16 protein-coding genes and 1 other annotated feature are annotated in these 16,426 nt (G+C 53.5%); of the genes, 10 read left to right on the top strand and 6 right to left on the bottom strand.

All coding sequences use genetic code 11. The annotated features are described in order from the left end of the window. Positions 1 to 11: 11 nt before the first annotated feature. A complete protein-coding gene (locus EDC54_RS03645; protein ID WP_132453286.1) occupies positions 12 to 977 on the bottom strand; it encodes a siderophore ABC transporter substrate-binding protein in 966 nt (321 codons plus the stop codon). Between the two features lie 264 nt (positions 978 to 1,241). Between EDC54_RS03645 and sbcB the strand changes: the two genes are divergently transcribed. Beyond that, on the top strand, positions 1,242 to 2,669 hold the full coding sequence (sbcB, locus tag EDC54_RS03640) for an exodeoxyribonuclease I (RefSeq protein ID WP_132453284.1): 1,428 nt from the start codon (positions 1,242 to 1,244) through the stop codon (positions 2,667 to 2,669). Positions 2,670 to 2,797: 128 nt separating this feature from the next. On the opposite strand, the gene EDC54_RS03635 is transcribed toward sbcB, so the two are convergent. The 3 genes from EDC54_RS03635 to EDC54_RS03620 all read right to left on the bottom strand — a co-directional run bounded on the left by EDC54_RS03635 (position 2,798) and on the right by EDC54_RS03620 (position 6,611). Continuing rightward, entirely contained in the window at positions 2,798 to 4,156 is a 1,359-nt protein-coding gene (locus tag EDC54_RS03635) for an APC family permease (protein WP_132453282.1), read from the bottom strand. 649 nt (positions 4,157 to 4,805) lie between these two features. After that, positions 4,806 to 5,558, bottom strand: a complete 753-nt coding sequence (locus tag EDC54_RS03625; RefSeq protein ID WP_132453660.1) for a flagellar brake protein — start codon at positions 5,556 to 5,558, stop codon at positions 4,806 to 4,808. A 225-nt stretch (positions 5,559 to 5,783) separates the two neighbouring features. Continuing rightward, positions 5,784 to 6,611: an SDR family oxidoreductase gene (locus EDC54_RS03620; RefSeq protein WP_132453278.1), complete on the bottom strand. Its 828-nt coding sequence runs from the start codon at positions 6,609 to 6,611 to the stop codon at positions 5,784 to 5,786. Positions 6,612 to 6,881: 270 nt separating this feature from the next. Between EDC54_RS03620 and hisL the strand changes: the two genes are divergently transcribed. The 9 genes from hisL (at position 6,882) to hisIE (ending at position 14,183) form a co-directional block, all read left to right on the top strand. Then, positions 6,882 to 6,929: a his operon leader peptide gene (hisL, locus tag EDC54_RS03615; protein WP_106389040.1), complete on the top strand. Its 48-nt coding sequence runs from the start codon at positions 6,882 to 6,884 to the stop codon at positions 6,927 to 6,929. Beyond that, positions 6,905 to 7,026 (top strand) — a sequence feature (His leader region). (Overlaps the previous gene by 25 nt.) A 49-nt stretch (positions 7,027 to 7,075) precedes the next feature. Continuing rightward, on the top strand, positions 7,076 to 7,975 hold the full coding sequence (gene hisG / locus EDC54_RS03610) for an ATP phosphoribosyltransferase (RefSeq protein WP_132453276.1): 900 nt from the start codon (positions 7,076 to 7,078) through the stop codon (positions 7,973 to 7,975). A gap of 5 nt (positions 7,976 to 7,980) precedes the next feature. After that, positions 7,981 to 9,309: a histidinol dehydrogenase gene (hisD, locus tag EDC54_RS03605; RefSeq protein ID WP_132453274.1), complete on the top strand. Its 1,329-nt coding sequence runs from the start codon at positions 7,981 to 7,983 to the stop codon at positions 9,307 to 9,309. After that, positions 9,306 to 10,379 carry a histidinol-phosphate transaminase gene (gene hisC, locus EDC54_RS03600; RefSeq protein WP_132453272.1) on the top strand — a complete coding sequence of 358 codons (1,074 nt, stop codon included), beginning with the start codon at positions 9,306 to 9,308 and terminating at the stop codon, positions 10,377 to 10,379. The genes hisD and hisC overlap by 4 nt, the downstream gene beginning before the upstream one ends. Before the next feature lie 15 nt (positions 10,380 to 10,394). Further along, the gene (gene hisB, locus EDC54_RS03595; RefSeq protein ID WP_132453270.1) at positions 10,395 to 11,462 is read left to right on the top strand and encodes a bifunctional histidinol-phosphatase/imidazoleglycerol-phosphate dehydratase HisB; all 1,068 of its coding nucleotides are present in this window, start codon (positions 10,395 to 10,397) and stop codon (positions 11,460 to 11,462) included. Then, positions 11,462 to 12,052 (top strand): imidazole glycerol phosphate synthase subunit HisH, encoded by a 591-nt coding sequence (gene hisH, locus EDC54_RS03590; RefSeq protein ID WP_132453268.1) that lies wholly within the window; start codon positions 11,462 to 11,464, stop codon positions 12,050 to 12,052. Before hisB ends, hisH begins: the two co-directional genes overlap by 1 nt. Before the next feature lie 6 nt (positions 12,053 to 12,058). Beyond that, on the top strand, positions 12,059 to 12,796 hold the full coding sequence (hisA, locus tag EDC54_RS03585; RefSeq protein WP_132453266.1) for a 1-(5-phosphoribosyl)-5-[(5-phosphoribosylamino)methylideneamino]imidazole-4-carboxamide isomerase: 738 nt from the start codon (positions 12,059 to 12,061) through the stop codon (positions 12,794 to 12,796). After that, positions 12,778 to 13,554, top strand: a complete 777-nt coding sequence (gene hisF, locus EDC54_RS03580) for an imidazole glycerol phosphate synthase subunit HisF (protein WP_132453264.1) — start codon at positions 12,778 to 12,780, stop codon at positions 13,552 to 13,554. Before hisA ends, hisF begins: the two co-directional genes overlap by 19 nt. Continuing rightward, a complete protein-coding gene (hisIE, locus tag EDC54_RS03575; protein ID WP_132453262.1) occupies positions 13,548 to 14,183 on the top strand; it encodes a bifunctional phosphoribosyl-AMP cyclohydrolase/phosphoribosyl-ATP diphosphatase HisIE in 636 nt (211 codons plus the stop codon). Before hisF ends, hisIE begins: the two co-directional genes overlap by 7 nt. A gap of 81 nt (positions 14,184 to 14,264) precedes the next feature. On the opposite strand, the gene ihfB is transcribed toward hisIE, so the two are convergent. Next, on the bottom strand, positions 14,265 to 14,549 hold the full coding sequence (gene ihfB / locus EDC54_RS03570; protein ID WP_132453260.1) for an integration host factor subunit beta: 285 nt from the start codon (positions 14,547 to 14,549) through the stop codon (positions 14,265 to 14,267). Between the two features lie 89 nt (positions 14,550 to 14,638). Further along, positions 14,639 to 16,312, bottom strand: coding sequence for a 30S ribosomal protein S1 (gene rpsA / locus EDC54_RS03565; RefSeq protein WP_132453258.1), 1,674 nt, complete (start codon positions 16,310 to 16,312; stop codon positions 14,639 to 14,641). Positions 16,313 to 16,426: the final 114 nt, after the last annotated feature.

The raw sequence follows: 16,426 nt of genomic DNA, 5'->3' as shown, positions 1-16,426 counted from the left end.
GTCACTCGCCGTTATTTCTTATCTAATGCATCATTAACGGTACTCACGAGGTTGTTGTAGCTTTGCAGTCCCCCGGCGATATACAGCGATGCGGAATCCAGATAAACCACGTGATTATTTTTCCAGGCATCGGTTTTATGAATCAGTGGGTTGTCCAGCACCTGCCGTGCGGATTCCCCCCCTGAACGGCCTATCGCGCTGTCACGATCGAGAATGAATAGCCATTCCGGGTTTACACTCAGCAAAAACTCTGACGTTACGACGTTGCCGTGACGCCCGGATTCAGGAAACGTGGTCGCCGGTTTGAAGCCCAATTCGTCAAACACAAAACCAAAGCGTGATTGCGGGCCGTAGGCTGACATTTTGCCGCCGCTGATCATCAGAACCAGCGCATTTCCCACGTTATCCGTTTTCGCGCGCGTTTGAGCGATCTGCTGTTTGAACGCCTCCAGCTGTTTTTTCGCCTCTTCTTCTTTACCAAAGATCGTACCCAACTGTTCGACACGCTGGGTAAAGCTCGTCATGAACTGGTGTTCATCTACATCCATCGAGATCGTAGGGGCAATACCGCTCAGTTTTTCGTAGGCATCCCGCGTGCGCCCACCGGCGATAATCAGGTCGGGCTTGGCGCTGCTAAGCGCTTCATAGGCAGGTTCAAACAGCGTCCCCGCGTTCAGATAACGGTCGCTGGCGTATTTCGATAAAAACGCAGGCAGCGGCGTACTGCTTTTCGGGACGCCGGCAATCCCTTCTACGTTCAGCGCATCCAGCGTATCCAGAACGGCGGGATCGAAGACGATGACGTTTTTCGGCGGCTGCGGAACCTGAGTGGTTCCCTGCGCATGCTCAATGCTTATCGTGTGGTTGCCGTCTGAAGACGGCGCCTGTTGATCGCACCCGGCCAGGACAAACATCGATGCCAGCAATGTCGCCTTGACTGCAAACGCCGCATTTAATCGCACCGCATTTAACCGCATAAGTCTGTTCTCCATTTCGTGGTTTGTTGCCGGATATTGCCTAGTGGAGCAATTTCGAGGGCAATAAAGAATTTAATTATCATTCGCATTAATGCGAAAATTGTAACCGAACGGACACACTCATGCCTAGTGATTATGTCTGCCTGCCGATTGATGTCAGCCAGGAAAGCACCACAGAGAAGCGGATTTGATGATATCCTTGCGGTTTCCCAGCCTGTTTTTTTGACGTCAGGCTCAGCGCGTACACGTAGCTAACTGCATAATATGGCCGATAAAACACAACCCACTTTCTTTGTTCACGACTATGAAACCTTCGGGAAACACCCGGCGCGCGATCGTCCTGCGCAGTTCGCCGGCGTTCGTACCGATATGGACTTCAATATCATCGGCGAGCCGCTGGTGATTTATTGCCGCCCCGCCGATGATTATCTGCCGGAACCGGAAGCGGTGATGATCACCGGAATTACGCCACAGGTCGCATTGGCCAACGGGGTAAATGAAGCAGAATTCGCCCGTCAGATCCACGACGCGTTCAGCGTGCCCGGCACCTGCATCATGGGTTACAACAACATTCGTTTTGATGATGAAGTCAGTCGTAATATTTTCTATCGCAACTTCTACGATCCTTACGCTTACAGTTGGCAGAACGGTAATTCCCGTTGGGATCTGCTGGATGCGTTACGGGCCTGCTACGCCCTGCGGCCGGAAGGCATCGTCTGGCCCGAAAACGATGATGGGCTGCCGAGTTTTCGTCTTGAGCACCTGACGAAAGCAAACGGCATTTCGCATGAACAGGCACACGATGCGATGTCCGACGTTTATGCCACCATCGCCATGGCAAAACAGTTCAAGCAGGCGCAGCCCAAGCTATTTGACTACCTGTTCCAACTGCGCAACAAAAACAAAATCGCCGCATTAATCGATATCCCGAACATGAAGCCGCTTGTTCACGTCTCCGGTATGTTCGGCGCGGCGCGAGGCAATACCAGTTGGGTGGTGCCGCTGGCCTGGCACCCGGATAATCGTAACGCGGTGATCGTGTGCGATCTGGCGGGGGACATGACGCCGCTGCTGGAGCTGGACAGCGAAGCATTACGTGAGCGATTGTATACGCGCCGGGATGAATTGGCCGTCGATCAGAGCGCCGTGCCACTCAAGCTGGTTCACGTCAATAAATGCCCGGTATTGGCGCCCGCCGCTACATTACGCCCGGAAGACGCGGCAAGGCTGGGCATTGACCGCCAACGCTGTCTGGATAATCTGGCATTGCTGCGCAGCAACCCTGTCGTCAGGGAAAAAGTCGTGGCGCTGTTTGCTGAAGCACCGGCGTTCGCCGTTCCTGACGATGTCGATTTGCGGCTTTATGACGGTTTCTTTGGCGATGCCGACCGCACTGCGATGAAGATCATTCAGCAAACCGCCCCGCAGAATCTCCCGGCGCTGGATCTCACCTTCGCCGATCATCGTCTGGAGCCGTTGTTCTTTCGCTATCGCGCCCGCAATTTTCCCGGCACGCTGGATGACCGCGAACAGCAGCGCTGGCTTCAGCATCGTCGGAAAATATTTACGCCGGAGCGCTTACAGGCCTATCTTTCCGCGCTAAACGATTTGTATCAGCTTCATGAGAACGATAAAGAGAAGCAGGCTCTGCTTAAAGCGCTTTACGCCTACGCACAGGAGCTGGTGGGATAAGACCGAAAAACATGCAAAGTGTTTTCAGGTGACGTTGTCACAATAATGGGCGAGCAAGTATCGTCGCTAAAAAAAAGCGGAGCCAACATGCTCCGCTTTTCCTATTTTATGCAATCGAAATCAAATCGTTATATCAACTCTTCGCGGCATTGCGGCACCGGCTGGCGGAAGCTACGCGTCACAAATGCCAGATACAGCAGACCGATCGTCGCCCAAACCAGACCCAACGTCATAGAGCTGGCTTCCAGATTCACCCACAGCGCCCCAACCGTCAACGCCCCCATCACCGGCAGCACAAGGAAGTTGATGGTGTCTTTCAGCGTGCGATTACGGCGCTCGCGGATATAGAACTGCGAGATAACCGACAGGTTCACAAACGTGAACGCCACCAACGCCCCGAAGTTAATCAGCGCGGTTGCCGTTACCAGATCGAACGAAACAGCAGACAACGCAATCGCGCCGACCAGCAAAACGTTCAGGGACGGCGTGCGCCACTTCGGATGAACAAAGCCGAAAAAGCGTTCCGGGAATACGCCATCACGCCCCATCACATACATCAGGCGAGACACGCCCGCATGGGCAGCCATACCGGATGCCAGCACCGTCACGCAGGAAAACACCAGAATGATGGACTGGAAGAATTTACCGGCCACATACAGCATAATTTCCGGCTGAGACGCATCCGGATCTTTAAAACGCGAAATATCCGGAAAATACAGTTGTAGGAAATATGACACGGCGATAAAGATCACGCCGCCAATCAGCGCAGTCAGGAAAATGGCTTTCGGGATCACCCGGCTGGCATCCTGCGTTTCTTCCGATAAAGAACTAATACCGTCAAAGCCCAGGAATGAGAAGCAAAGGATCGTTGCCCCGGTTATCATCGGCACCACATGGGCGTTTTCAGACCAGAACGGACGCATACTGGTCAGCGTTCCCGCCCCTTCGCCCTGATACACGCCATGGATCACCAGCCCGAGGAACACGGCCATGATGGCAACCTGTACCACGACGATAATCGAGTTCAGATTCGCGACCAGATTGATGCCACGCAGGTTAAACAGCGTCATCAGACCGACCAGCACCGCCACAAAAATCCATGACGGCACGCCGGGGAATATCGCTTCCAGATAGATTTTCGCCAGCAGGATATTGATCATCGGCATGAACAGATAGTCCAACAGCGACGACCAACCAACCATAAATCCAACGTGCGGACTGATGGCCTTTTGCGCATAGGTATAGGCAGAGCCGGCAGACGGGAAACGTCTTACCAATTTGCCATAGCTTAGTGCCGTAAACAGAATACCCGCCAGCGCAAAGGCGTAAGCGGTCGCGACATGGCCGTCAGTCAGGCCAGACACGATGCCAAATGTGTCGAAAATGGTCATCGGCTGCATGTACGCCAACCCCATCATAACGACCGGCCATAGCGTGAGCGTTCTCTTTAACTGAGTGCGTTTTACAGAGGCGTTAATATCAGACATGACGCGCCCCCCCGTGAACCCGGCCTGAAACAGCGTAATCACATATCAGCGCCTGGGAAATCAGAGAATGGATACAGAGATCACCTGCATCACAACGAGAAAAGGTGGCTGAAACAGCACCAGAGATAACTTGCGACTGTGTCGCGCCATAACCAATGTCTATACAGCACCAACCGGCGGGCACCGGTACGAATGATTGCCCCATTTTTCCTTTCCTCACTGTGCTCGCAGGCACACACAAAATTATCTATCCGGATCGTTGTCCGGCCTCTTTCGTTAAAGACCCTATACCCATTAACTTAGGCCACAGAGCGCAAAAAATAAACCACACTACGTCTCTGCAAACCGAAGTATCACGAGCATAAATGTAAAAAAATAACCGACGCTATTAAACGTCGGTTATTTTGTAAGGCGCGTATTCTGCACCAGACGCCGGCATCTGACAAGACTCTGAACGCGCTGGAAACAATTTAATTATCACCATCATCTTTCCAATTGAATCCGCGCTGGCTTGCGCTCTTCAACACGGAAACACCTTGCCCCACGCGCAAGGGGATTCTGCGTAGATAAATGATAAGATAACTATTTGTTTATTAAATTATTAAGCTGCAATGTGTGAAGCCAACGCGAAATATCACGCTAAAAATTATCACTCCTGAAACCGCTTTTTCTTTTCGTTTTGTAAACTTTCCAATTCAAAAATAACCTGCTGAAGATCCCGCTCCTGAACAGCACTCAAAGAAGGAAATTTGAAACTCAGGCGCTGAGTCATTTTCACTTCGCCTTTATTATCGACGACCTTCACCGTCGTTTGCCCCACGAATTGCAAATCAACACAGAAGAAACCGTGGTCGGCAAGATCCATCTCGACACCTTTTATCATGTCGCCATTCGTCAGCAACCCTGTGGTATCACGATCGGTGTACAGGCTTAATCCTCCCAGTGAAAGATCCTTGATGTTAAACAGGAACGAACTTTCATCCGGCAGTTCGCCGCGGCATGTCAACGGCGGCCACAGCGGCGTATTAATACGGAAATAGGTACGACGCTGAATCAGGTAAAGCGACTCGGGAAGCTGTGCGACAAACGCAGGCAGCCCTTTATAATCTATCGTTTTTGCAATAACCGCTTTAAACTCGACTTTTGCGCCCGCGGGCTCCGCAATAAAAGACAGCGCCCCAGCATAGAGCGCACGACTGTTTTCACGTTCTACGCCACCTAAATCGAAAACAAATTGGTCATCGTCGGGCATCACATCAAGAATTTTACTGATGAACTGCCCCTGAGAATGATGAACCATCAGAGCAGTATCATTCTTTTTTAACTCACGCAACGTTGCGCAAATAGCCAGTTTGTTGCGCTTAACAAACTGCTCTTTTATATTTTCAGTCACCGCTTCTATCTCCACCACTGTATCAATGGCTTATATTAATGCATGTCCCCTCGTGACCTTTCAATCAGCAGGTATCGCGCGTTTTCACCGCGGTGGCTACTTTTGAAAACAATACCGAGGAGTGCCTGAGATCGCATGATATAAATTAACGCAGACGATATCGGCAAATTTCTCAACAACTTTAGTGGAACACACCGGACGATATCACCAGCCGAATGGCAAAAACCGGCTCGTTCAGTTCAGTAGCATCATATCAGGGTCAGGATATTGATACTCGAACCCAAGCTCATGGCAGATGCGCTGCCCATCGACAATCCGACCTTCACGATGATCGGTAAGCGGCGCAAACTGCGGCGGAACCAGGTTAAGCCGACGAGCTTGTTCAGGATAAAAATCTTGTCTGGCGGGATGCCGCGGCGCGCACAGATTATAAACATGCCCGCCGCTCGGTCGCTTAAGCAGTAACAAAATCGCCGACAACACATCCTCTTGATGCACCAGATTTACGCCATGATTACCGTGCGGCAGGTTAGTCTTCCCCGCCAGAAAACGCCCGGGATGGCGTTCGCCGCCCACCAGTCCCGCAAGACGCAACACATCGACGGAGGTATCGGGTAAATTCTGTAGCCACTGTTCAAGAGACGCCAACGTTTTCCCTGCGCTCGTCGTCGGACGCAGCGGCGAATTTTCTTTTACGACACCACTGTCATCGCCATAAACGGAGGTTGAACTGGTGAAAATAATACGCGGCACGTGGAATACACGCGCCATATTCACTAACTGCTGTACGGCTTGCGTATAGCCTTCCCCCCCTTCCGCCGTACGACTGGCCGGTAGCGTCACAATCAATACGTCAACCTGTAGCAGCGTACGGAGCGCTTCAGCCTCACACGCCAGTTCTGGCGTCAGCACCAGCTGATAACATTCGATCCCACTCATCCGCGCCGCTTCAACGCCGTCCTGAGTGGTTTTACTTCCCGTCACCTGATAGCCGAGCCCATTCAGCGCCAGTGCCAACGGCATTCCCAACCAGCCCAATCCAACAATCGATACTTTTTTCATCAGCCGTTCCCCCGCAAGGAGCCTGTAATCAACACGACACTCGCATACAGAGTAAACGGCTTTTACGCCCATCGCTACAGCGCCTATTCGATTTCGCCCGGTCTGCTCGTATTCTGCGATTATCTGCGGCACGAAGGCGCCAACGCCTCTTCACCGGAATCAGCGTCCCACATCCGCTAAAAAAGTGTTGCACAACGGCCCGCACATAGTTTAGGTTAGTTAACAGGCAACGCCATCGCCTTAACTATTGGAACAACCAAGAGACATTTTATGACACGCGTTCTGTTTAACCACCATCATCACCATCACCCTGACTAGTCTTTCAGGCGATTGGTGCTGGAAGACGTTCAGATCTTCCAGTGGCGCAGAACACAAAGAGAGCCCTCGGAAGATCGTCTTCCGAGGGTTTTTTTATATGCGCTGTTTTTTAGCGCCATGCAAATTTGACGGGTAATGAGGTTTCCATGCTGGATAAAACACGTTTACGGATAGCAATGCAGAAGTCAGGTCGCCTGAGCGACGATTCACGCGAACTGCTGGCGCGCTGTGGTATCAAAATCAACTTACAGCAACAGCGCCTGATCGCGTTCGCGGAAAATATGCCGATAGATATTCTGCGCGTGCGCGATGACGATATCCCCGGTCTGGTCATGGATGGCGTAGTCGATTTGGGCATCATCGGCGAAAATGTACTGGAAGAAGAACTGCTCAGCCGTCGCGCTCAGGGCGAAGACCCGCGTTACTTCACGCTGCGTCGTCTGGATTTCGGCGCGTGCCGCCTGTCGCTGGCAATGCCGCTGGATGAAGCCTATACCGGCCCGCAATGCCTGCAAAATAAACGTATCGCCACCTCGTATCCTCACCTGCTCAAACAATATCTCGACAGACAATCCGTTAATTTCAAATCCTGCCTGCTCAATGGCTCTGTCGAAGTCGCGCCACGCGCCGGTCTGGCCGATGCCATCTGCGACCTCGTGTCAACAGGAGCGACGCTGGAAGCCAATGGCTTACGCGAAGTGGAAGTGATTTACCGCTCTAAAGCCTGTCTGATTCAACGCGACGGCGAAATGCCCGCCGAGAAGCAGCAGTTAATCGATAAACTACTGACGCGTATGCAGGGCGTCATTCAGGCTCGCGAATCAAAATACATCATGCTGCACGCGCCCAGCGAGCGGCTGGATGAGATCATTGCGCTACTGCCGGGGGCGGAGCGCCCTACCATCCTTCCGCTGGCCGGAGAGCAAAGCCGCGTTGCCATGCACATGGTCAGCAGCGAAACGTTGTTCTGGGAAACCATGGAAAAACTGAAGTTGCTCGGCGCCAGTTCCATTCTGGTGCTGCCCATTGAAAAAATGATGGAGTGATGACGATGAGCGCCAACTTCAAAAACACCGGCAGCTTCAGTACCGTGGTCGACTGGCAGCGTTCCTCCCCGGAAGAGCAACGCCGGTTATTGACCCGACCGGCAATTTCCGCCTCCGAGCGTATTACCGCGGTCGTCAGTGACATTCTGGCAAACGTCAAAAGCCGCGGCGATAGCGCCCTGCGCGACTACAGCGCACAGTTCGATAAGGTGAAGGTCAACGCCATTCGCGTCACCGAAGCCGAGATCGCCGCTGCGTCCGCCCGTCTGACGGACGAGGTAAAGCAGGCGATGGCGATCGCCGTGCGCAATATTGAGACATTTCATCGCGCGCAAAAACAGCCAACCGTCGATGTCGAAACGCAGCCGGGGGTTCGCTGCCAGCAGCTTACCCGCCCCATCGCCACCGTCGGTCTGTATATTCCCGGCGGTTCTGCGCCTCTGCCGTCAACCGTTTTAATGCTGGGAACACCTGCGCGCATCGCGGGCTGCCAACGCGTCGTGCTGTGTTCTCCTCCCCCGATTGCCGATGAAATTCTGTACGCCGCACAGCTGTGTGGCATTCAGGAGGTGTTTCAGCTCGGCGGCGCGCAAGCCATCGCGGCGATGGCCTTCGGCACAGAAAGCGTGACGAAAGTGGATAAAATTTTCGGTCCCGGCAATGCCTACGTCACGGAAGCCAAACGTCAGGTTAGCCAACAGCTTGACGGCGCGGCGATTGATATGCCAGCAGGTCCCTCTGAAGTGCTGGTGATCGCCGATAGCGGCGCGACGCCGGCGTTTGTGGCATCCGACCTTTTATCCCAGGCCGAGCACGGCCCGGATTCACAGGTGATCCTGCTTACACCTGATCCCGCGATGGCAAAAGCCGTCGCGGACGAAGTCGAGCAACAGCTTGCGCAGTTGTCCCGAGCAGAGATTGCGCGTCAGGCGCTCGCCAGCAGTCGTGTCATCGTCGCACATGATTTGGCGCAGTGCGTTGAAATCAGCAATCAGTATGGTCCGGAACACCTGATCATCCAGACGCGCGATGCTGCGTCGTTGGTCGATAGCATCACCAGCGCCGGCTCGGTCTTTCTGGGTGACTGGTCACCGGAATCCGCGGGTGATTACGCCTCAGGAACCAACCATGTCTTACCAACCTATGGCTATACCTCAACCTATTCCAGTTTAGGTCTGGCTGATTTCCAGAAACGCATGACAGTTCAGCAACTGACGCCGCAGGGCTTACTGCAACTGGCGCCGACCATAGAAACACTGGCGCAGGCCGAACAGCTTACCGCCCACAAAAACGCCGTTACCCTGCGTGTCGCCGCACTCAAGGAGCAAGCATGAGCAGCATTGAAGAACTGGCTCGCGCCAACGTTCGCGCATTAACGCCGTACCAGTCCGCACGCCGTCTCGGCGGTCAAGGGGATGTCTGGCTGAATGCCAATGAATATCCTCAGGCGCCGGAATTTCAGCTCACGCTGCAAACGCTGAACCGTTACCCGGAATGCCAGCCCACGCAGGTCATCAACCGCTACGCGGACTATGCCGGCGTGCAACCGGAACAGGTGTTGGTCAGCCGCGGCGCCGATGAAGGGATCGAATTGCTGATCCGCGCCTTCTGCGAACCGGGTAAAGACGCCATTTTGTTTTGTCCGCCGACCTACGGCATGTATGCCGTCAGCGCCGAAACCTTTGGCGTCGAACGCCGCACGGCTGCCAGCAAAACAGACTGGCAGTTAGACCTTGACTCAATCCGTGCCCAGTTAGACGGCGCGAAAATTATTTATCTTTGCAGCCCCAATAACCCAACCGGCAACCTGCTCGCGCCGGATGATTTGCGTCAGGTTCTGGCGATGGCCCAGGGAAAAGCGCTGGTCGTGATTGATGAGGCTTATATCGAGTTTCGCCTACAGGCCTCCACCGCGAATTGGCTCAACGAGTTTCCACATCTGGTGATTTTGCGCACGTTATCCAAAGCGTTTTCACTTGCCGGCCTGCGCTGTGGCTTTACGTTGGCCAACCCCGATGTCATTCAACTCCTGCTAAAAGTGATTGCGCCTTATCCCTTATCCACTCCGGTGGCGGATATTGCCGCGCAGGCATTAAGCCGCGAAGGCATAGCAAAAATGAAAGCAAACGTGGCAGACATTACCGCCAACCGCCTCTGGCTTCACGACGCCTTAAAAAACCTGCCCTGTGTCGAAGCCATTTTCCCCAGCGTGAGCAACTATTTGCTGGTTCGCTTTACCGCTTCCGCAACCGTCTTCAAAACGCTGTGGGATCAGGGCATTATCTTACGCGACCAAAATAAGCAGCCGGGCCTTGCAGGCTGTTTGCGTATCACTATCGGCAACCGCAACGAATGTGAGCGCGTTGTTGCTGCATTACAATCCTTGCCGGGGATCAACGCTTAATATTAAGGAGCCACCGTGGGCCAGAAATACCTCTTTATCGACCGTGACGGAACACTGATTGCTGAACCACCTGAGGATTTTCAGGTTGACCGTCTGGATAAACTGGCGCTGGAACCAGATGTCATTCCCTCGCTGCTGGCGTTGCAAAAAGCGGGCTATACGCTGGTGATGATTACGAATCAGGACGGGCTGGGAACGGCAAGCTTCCCTCAGGAAACGTTCGATCCGCCGCATAACCTGATGATGCAAATTCTGACGTCGCAGGGGATCCGTTTCGAGCAGGTGCTAATCTGTCCGCATTTACCTGCGGACAACTGCGCCTGCCGTAAACCCAAAACCGAGCTGGTGACCACGTATTTAAACCACGGCCTGATGGATGCTGCGCAGAGCTATGTCATCGGCGATCGCGAGACCGACCTCCAACTGGCGCAAAACATGGGAATTACCGGCCTGCGCTATCAGCGCGACGGACTCAACTGGCAAACCATCACTCATCAGCTAACCAAGCGTAACCGCCATGCGCACGTTAACCGCGTCACGCGTGAAACCGCGATTGATGTGAACGTCTGGCTGGATCAGGAAGGCGGCAGCAAGATCAACACCGGCGTCGGTTTCTTCGACCACATGCTGGATCAAATCGCCACCCACGGCGGGTTCCGCATGAATATTGAAGTGAAAGGCGATCTGTACATTGACGATCACCACACAGTGGAAGACACCGGTCTGGCGCTGGGCGAAGCGCTGAACAAAGCGTTGGGCGACAAACGCGGCATTGGCCGTTTTGGTTTCGTCCTGCCAATGGATGAGTGTCTGGCGCGCTGCGCGCTGGATATCTCTGGCCGCCCGCATCTGGAATACAAAGCCGAATTCAGCTATCAGCGCGTCGGCGATTTGAGTACGGAAATGGTGGAGCACTTCTTCCGTTCGCTGTCTTATTCCATGGCCTGCACCCTGCATCTGAAAACCAAGGGGCGTAACGACCACCACCGGGTCGAAAGCCTGTTTAAGGCGTTTGGACGCACGCTGCGTCAGGCGATCCGCGTCGAAGGCGATACGTTGCCGAGCTCAAAAGGAGTGCTCTGATGAAGGTGGTCATTCTGGATACCGGCTGCGCAAACCTGTCATCGGTGGCCTATGCGGTGCAGCGACTGGGGTATGCCCCCACGATCAGCCGCGATGCCGACATTGTTCTGCAAGCGGACAAACTGTTTCTTCCCGGCGTCGGTACCGCACAGGCCGCAATGAACCAGTTGCAGGAACGGGACCTGATCGCGCTAATCAAGGCCTGTACCCAACCCGTTCTGGGAATTTGCCTCGGCATGCAGTTATTGGGAACGTGCAGCGCCGAAAGCGGCGGCGTGCCCACGTTGGGAATGATTAACGCGCCGGTGGAAAAGATGGTCACGGACGGCTTGCCCCTGCCTCACATGGGCTGGAATCAGGTCATTCCACAAGCCGGGCACCGCTTATTCCGTGGCATTGACGACGGCGCCTACTTTTATTTCGTCCACAGCTACGCGATGCCGGTGTGTGAAAACACTATCGCGCAAGTCAATTACGGCGCTGCTTTTACCGCCGCGGTGGAAAAAGAGAACTTCTTTGGCGTGCAGTTCCACCCCGAACGCTCTGGTGCTGCGGGCGCGCAGCTGCTGAAAAACTTTCTGGAGATGTAGATCGTCATGATTATTCCCGCATTAGACCTGATCGACGGACAGGTTGTTCGTCTGCATCAGGGTGATTATGGTCAGCAGCGCCAATATGGTCGCGACCCGCTTCCCCGCCTGCAAGATTATCAGCAACAGGGAGCAGGCGTGCTGCATCTGGTCGATTTGACCGGGGCGAAAGATCCGTCCGCTCGCCAGATCCCGCTGTTAACGTCCCTGCTGGCAGGGGTTAGCGTACCGGTACAGATCGGCGGCGGCATCCGCACCGAACAGGACGTTGAAGCGCTACTGAATGCTGGCGCCAGCCGTGTTGTCATCGGCTCCACCGCCGTTACCCAGCCAGAACGCGTTCAACGCTGGTTCACCCGCTACGGCCCCGAAGCGCTGGTGCTGGCGCTGGACGTGCGTATCAACGCCGACGGTATGAAATTTGTCGCCATCAGCGGCTGGCAGGAAAACTCAGACGCGACGCTTGAACAAATCATCGAACAATATCTGCCGTTCGGTCTGAAACACGTTCTGTGCACGGATATTTCCCGCGACGGTACGCTGGGCGGGACCAACGTCGCACTCTATCGTGAAGTCAGCCAACGCTATCCCCAGATCGCTTTTCAGGCATCCGGCGGCATTGGCTCGCTCTCCGATATCGCAGATTTACGCGGCAGCGGCGTGCAAGGCGTCATCGTTGGGCGCGCATTGCTGGACGGTAAATTTAACGTCGCGGAGGCTATTTCATGCTGGCAAAACGGATAATCCCCTGTCTGGACGTGCGCGATGGTCAGGTCGTCAAAGGCGTACAGTTTCGCAACCACGAAATCATCGGCGATATCGTGCCTCTGGCGCAGCGTTATGCGCAGGAAGGTGCCGATGAGCTGGTCTTTTATGATATCACCGCCTCTTCCGATGGGCGCGTCGTCGATAAAAGCTGGGTTTCTCGCGTGGCGGAAGTGATCGACATTCCCTTCTGCGTCGCCGGGGGAATCAAAAGCATGGAAGAAGCGGGACAGATCCTCTCTTTTGGCGCGGATAAAATCTCCATCAACTCACCGGCTTTGGCCGACCCGACGTTAATTAGCCGTCTGGCCGATCGTTATGGCGTGCAGTGTATCGTCGTCGGCATCGATACCTGGCATGATGCGGCTACCGGTCGGTATCATGTGAATCAATACACCGGCGATGAAGCGCGCACTAAAGTCACCACCTGGGAAACGCTGGACTGGGTAGAGGAAGTGCAAAAACGCGGCGCGGGTGAGATTGTCCTGAACATGATGAATCAGGATGGTGTGCGCAACGGCTATGATTTACACCAGCTCAATCTGGTACGCGCCGTCTGTCACGTTCCGCTGATTGCTTCCGGCGGCGCGGGGACGATGGCGCACTTTCTGGATGCGTTCCAAACCGCTCAGGTTGACGGCGCGCTGGCGGCATCGGTGTTTCACAAGCAGGTCATTAATATTGGCGAGCTGAAACAATATCTTAAGCAACAGGGTGTGGAGATCCGGGTGTGTTAAGCGAACAACGATTTTTAAACGACGAGCAACGCAACCAACTCGATTGGAACAAAACGGGCGGGATGCTCCCCGTCATCGTACAACATGCCGTATCCGGTGAAGTACTGATGCTCGGTTACATGAATCAGGCGGCATTGCAGGCAACCGAAGAAAGCGGCAAGGTGACGTTTTTCTCACGCACCAAGCAGCGCCTATGGACAAAAGGCGAATCATCCGGTCATTTCCTGAATGTCGTCGCCATCACACCGGACTGCGATAACGACACGTTGCTGATTCTGGTTAATCCTATCGGGCCAACCTGTCATCTCGGCAACAGCAGCTGTTTCTCACCGGCAATCAGCGATTGGGGTTTCCTCTATCAGCTAGAGCAACTGCTGGCTGAGCGCAAACAGGCCGATCCAGACAGCTCTTACACCGCGCGTCTATATGCCAGCGGCACCAAGCGCATAGCGCAGAAAGTCGGTGAGGAAGGGTTAGAAACCGCGCTCGCGGCAACGGTACATGACCGAGAAGAGCTAACCAACGAAGCGGCGGATTTGATGTATCACCTGCTGGTGCTGCTACAGGATCAGGATTTAGAGCTGGCGACGATCATCAACCGTTTGAAAGAACGCCATAATAAATCATAAAGCACCGGTCACACATAGCAAAAATGGCACCTAAAAGGTGCCATTTACTTTTGCGCGCCAGCTTAATCGCTACGAAAATGATTAGCCGTAGATATTGGCGCGATCGCGCAACTCTTTGCCCGGTTTAAAGTGGGGAACGTACTTGCCTTCCAGTTCCACTTTCTCTCCGGTTTTCGGGTTACGACCCACACGCGGTGCACGGTAGTGAAGCGAAAAACTGCCAAACCCACGGATTTCAATACGATCGCCTTCGGCTAACGTAGAAGCCATTTGTTCAAGCATTTCTTTCACTGCATCCTCAACCACTTTGGCCGGGATATGAGATTGCTGTCCAGCAAGCCTTTCAATGAGTTCAGACTTAGTCATAGCTCCTCCAAATACGTGGCTACCAAATCAGGATAACTGACTACCGTTACAAGAGTGAACAACGAATGTTGCTCACTCTACCGTTGTGATTACTCGCCTTTAGCCGCTTTGAATGCTTCTGCCATCGCATTGGAGAAGTTGCCTTCTTCTTGCTTGTTGTTGACAGTGGCAATGGCATCTTTTTCGTCAGCTTCGTCTTTCGCACGAACAGACAGGCTAACAACGCGGTTCTTACGATCAACACCGGTATATTTCGCTTCAACGCTGTCGCCAACGTTTAATACCAGCGTAGCGTCTTCAACGCGGTCGCGAGAAGCTTCAGAAGCACGCAGGTAACCTTCTACGCCATCTGCTAATTCAACTGTAGCACCTTTCGCGTCAACGGCTGTAACTTTACCAGTAACAATAGCACCTTTCTTGTTGACAGACAGGTAGTTATTGAACGGGTCTTCAGCCAGTTGTTTTACGCCCAGGGAGATACGCTCACGTTCTGCGTCAACCTGCAGGACAACAGCGGCAATTTCATCACCTTTCTTGTATTCGCGTACGGCTTCTTCGCCAGCCACGTTCCAGGAGATGTCAGACAGGTGCACCAGACCGTCGATGCCGCCGTCCAGACCGATGAAGATACCGAAGTCAGTGATAGACTTGATTTTACCTTCAACACGGTCGCCCTTGTTGTGGGTTTCAGCAAACTGCTGCCACGGGTTGGACTTGCACTGTTTCAGGCCCAGAGAGATACGACGACGTTCTTCGTCAATATCCAGAACCATAACTTCCACTACGTCGCCAACGTTAACAACTTTGGACGGATGGATGTTCTTGTTAGTCCAATCCATTTCGGAAACGTGTACCAGACCTTCAACGCCTTCTTCGATTTCAACGAAGCAGCCGTAGTCAGTCAGGTTCGTTACGCGGCCAGTCAGACGCGTGCTTTCCGGGTAACGCTTAGCGATAGCGACCCATGGATCTTCGCCCAGCTGTTTCAGACCCAGAGACACACGAGTACGTTCGCGGTCGAATTTCAGCACTTTAACAGTGATTTCGTCGCCCACATTGACGATTTCGCTCGGATGCTTAACGCGTTTCCAAGCCATATCCGTGATATGCAGCAGACCATCAACACCGCCCAGATCAACGAATGCACCGTAGTCAGTAAGGTTCTTAACGATACCTTTAACTTCCATGCCTTCCTGCAGGTTTTCCAGCAGTTGATCGCGCTCAGCGCTGTTTTCAGATTCGATAACCGCACGGCGGGAAACGACAACGTTGTTGCGTTTCTGATCCAGCTTGATCACTTTGAACTCAAGCTCTTTGCCTTCCAGATGCAGCGTGTCGCGAACCGGACGAACGTCTACCAGTGAACCTGGCAGGAACGCACGGATGCCGTTCAACTCAACAGTGAAACCGCCTTTAACTTTACCGTTGATAACACCGGTAACCGTTGCAGCTTCTTCATAAGCTTTTTCCAGCATCAGCCATGCTTCATGACGCTTAGCTTTTTCGCGAGACAGCAGGGTTTCACCGAAGCCATCTTCAACAGCGTCCAGGGCAACGTCTACTTCATCGCCGACCTGAATTTCCAGTTCGCCTTGCGCATTTTTGAATTGCTCTACCGGAATGGCAGATTCAGATTTCAGACCGGCGTCAACCAGTACGACATCTTTATCAATAGCAACAACAACGCCGCGAACGATGGAACCAGGGCGGGTTTCGATTTCTTTCAGGGATTCTTCAAAGAGTTGAGCAAAAGATTCAGTCATGTTGATAATCTTAAGGGTTTCATTTTAACGTCCATCTGGCATCCTGCTCGATGGGGTTGTTTAACATGCCTCTCTGTACATCCTTACAGCGAGGTAAAAATTCAGAATGCTGCG

This window comes from Samsonia erythrinae (genome assembly GCF_004342665.1).
In the GTDB taxonomy this organism is placed as follows: domain Bacteria; phylum Pseudomonadota; class Gammaproteobacteria; order Enterobacterales; family Enterobacteriaceae; genus Samsonia; species Samsonia erythrinae.
The sequence above is the reverse complement of the archived record's forward strand: the minus strand, read 5'-3'. Positions and strand labels throughout refer to the sequence as shown.

Coding starts and splice junctions, on each gene's coding strand:
- hisC (WP_132453272.1), top strand. CDS start 9,306: ATGAGCAGCATTGAAGAACTGGCTCGCGCCAACGTTCGCGCATTAACG.
- EDC54_RS03635 (WP_132453282.1), bottom strand. CDS start 4,156: ATGTCTGATATTAACGCCTCTGTAAAACGCACTCAGTTAAAGAGAACG.
- hisF (WP_132453264.1), top strand. CDS start 12,778: ATGCTGGCAAAACGGATAATCCCCTGTCTGGACGTGCGCGATGGTCAG.
- rpsA (WP_132453258.1), bottom strand. CDS start 16,312: ATGACTGAATCTTTTGCTCAACTCTTTGAAGAATCCCTGAAAGAAATC.
- hisA (WP_132453266.1), top strand. CDS start 12,059: ATGATTATTCCCGCATTAGACCTGATCGACGGACAGGTTGTTCGTCTG.
- hisD (WP_132453274.1), top strand. CDS start 7,981: ATGAGCGCCAACTTCAAAAACACCGGCAGCTTCAGTACCGTGGTCGAC.
- hisG (WP_132453276.1), top strand. CDS start 7,076: ATGCTGGATAAAACACGTTTACGGATAGCAATGCAGAAGTCAGGTCGC.
- ihfB (WP_132453260.1), bottom strand. CDS start 14,549: ATGACTAAGTCTGAACTCATTGAAAGGCTTGCTGGACAGCAATCTCAT.
- EDC54_RS03645 (WP_132453286.1), bottom strand. CDS start 977: ATGCGGTTAAATGCGGTGCGATTAAATGCGGCGTTTGCAGTCAAGGCG.
- sbcB (WP_132453284.1), top strand. CDS start 1,242: ATGGCCGATAAAACACAACCCACTTTCTTTGTTCACGACTATGAAACC.
- hisH (WP_132453268.1), top strand. CDS start 11,462: ATGAAGGTGGTCATTCTGGATACCGGCTGCGCAAACCTGTCATCGGTG.
- EDC54_RS03620 (WP_132453278.1), bottom strand. CDS start 6,611: ATGAAAAAAGTATCGATTGTTGGATTGGGCTGGTTGGGAATGCCGTTG.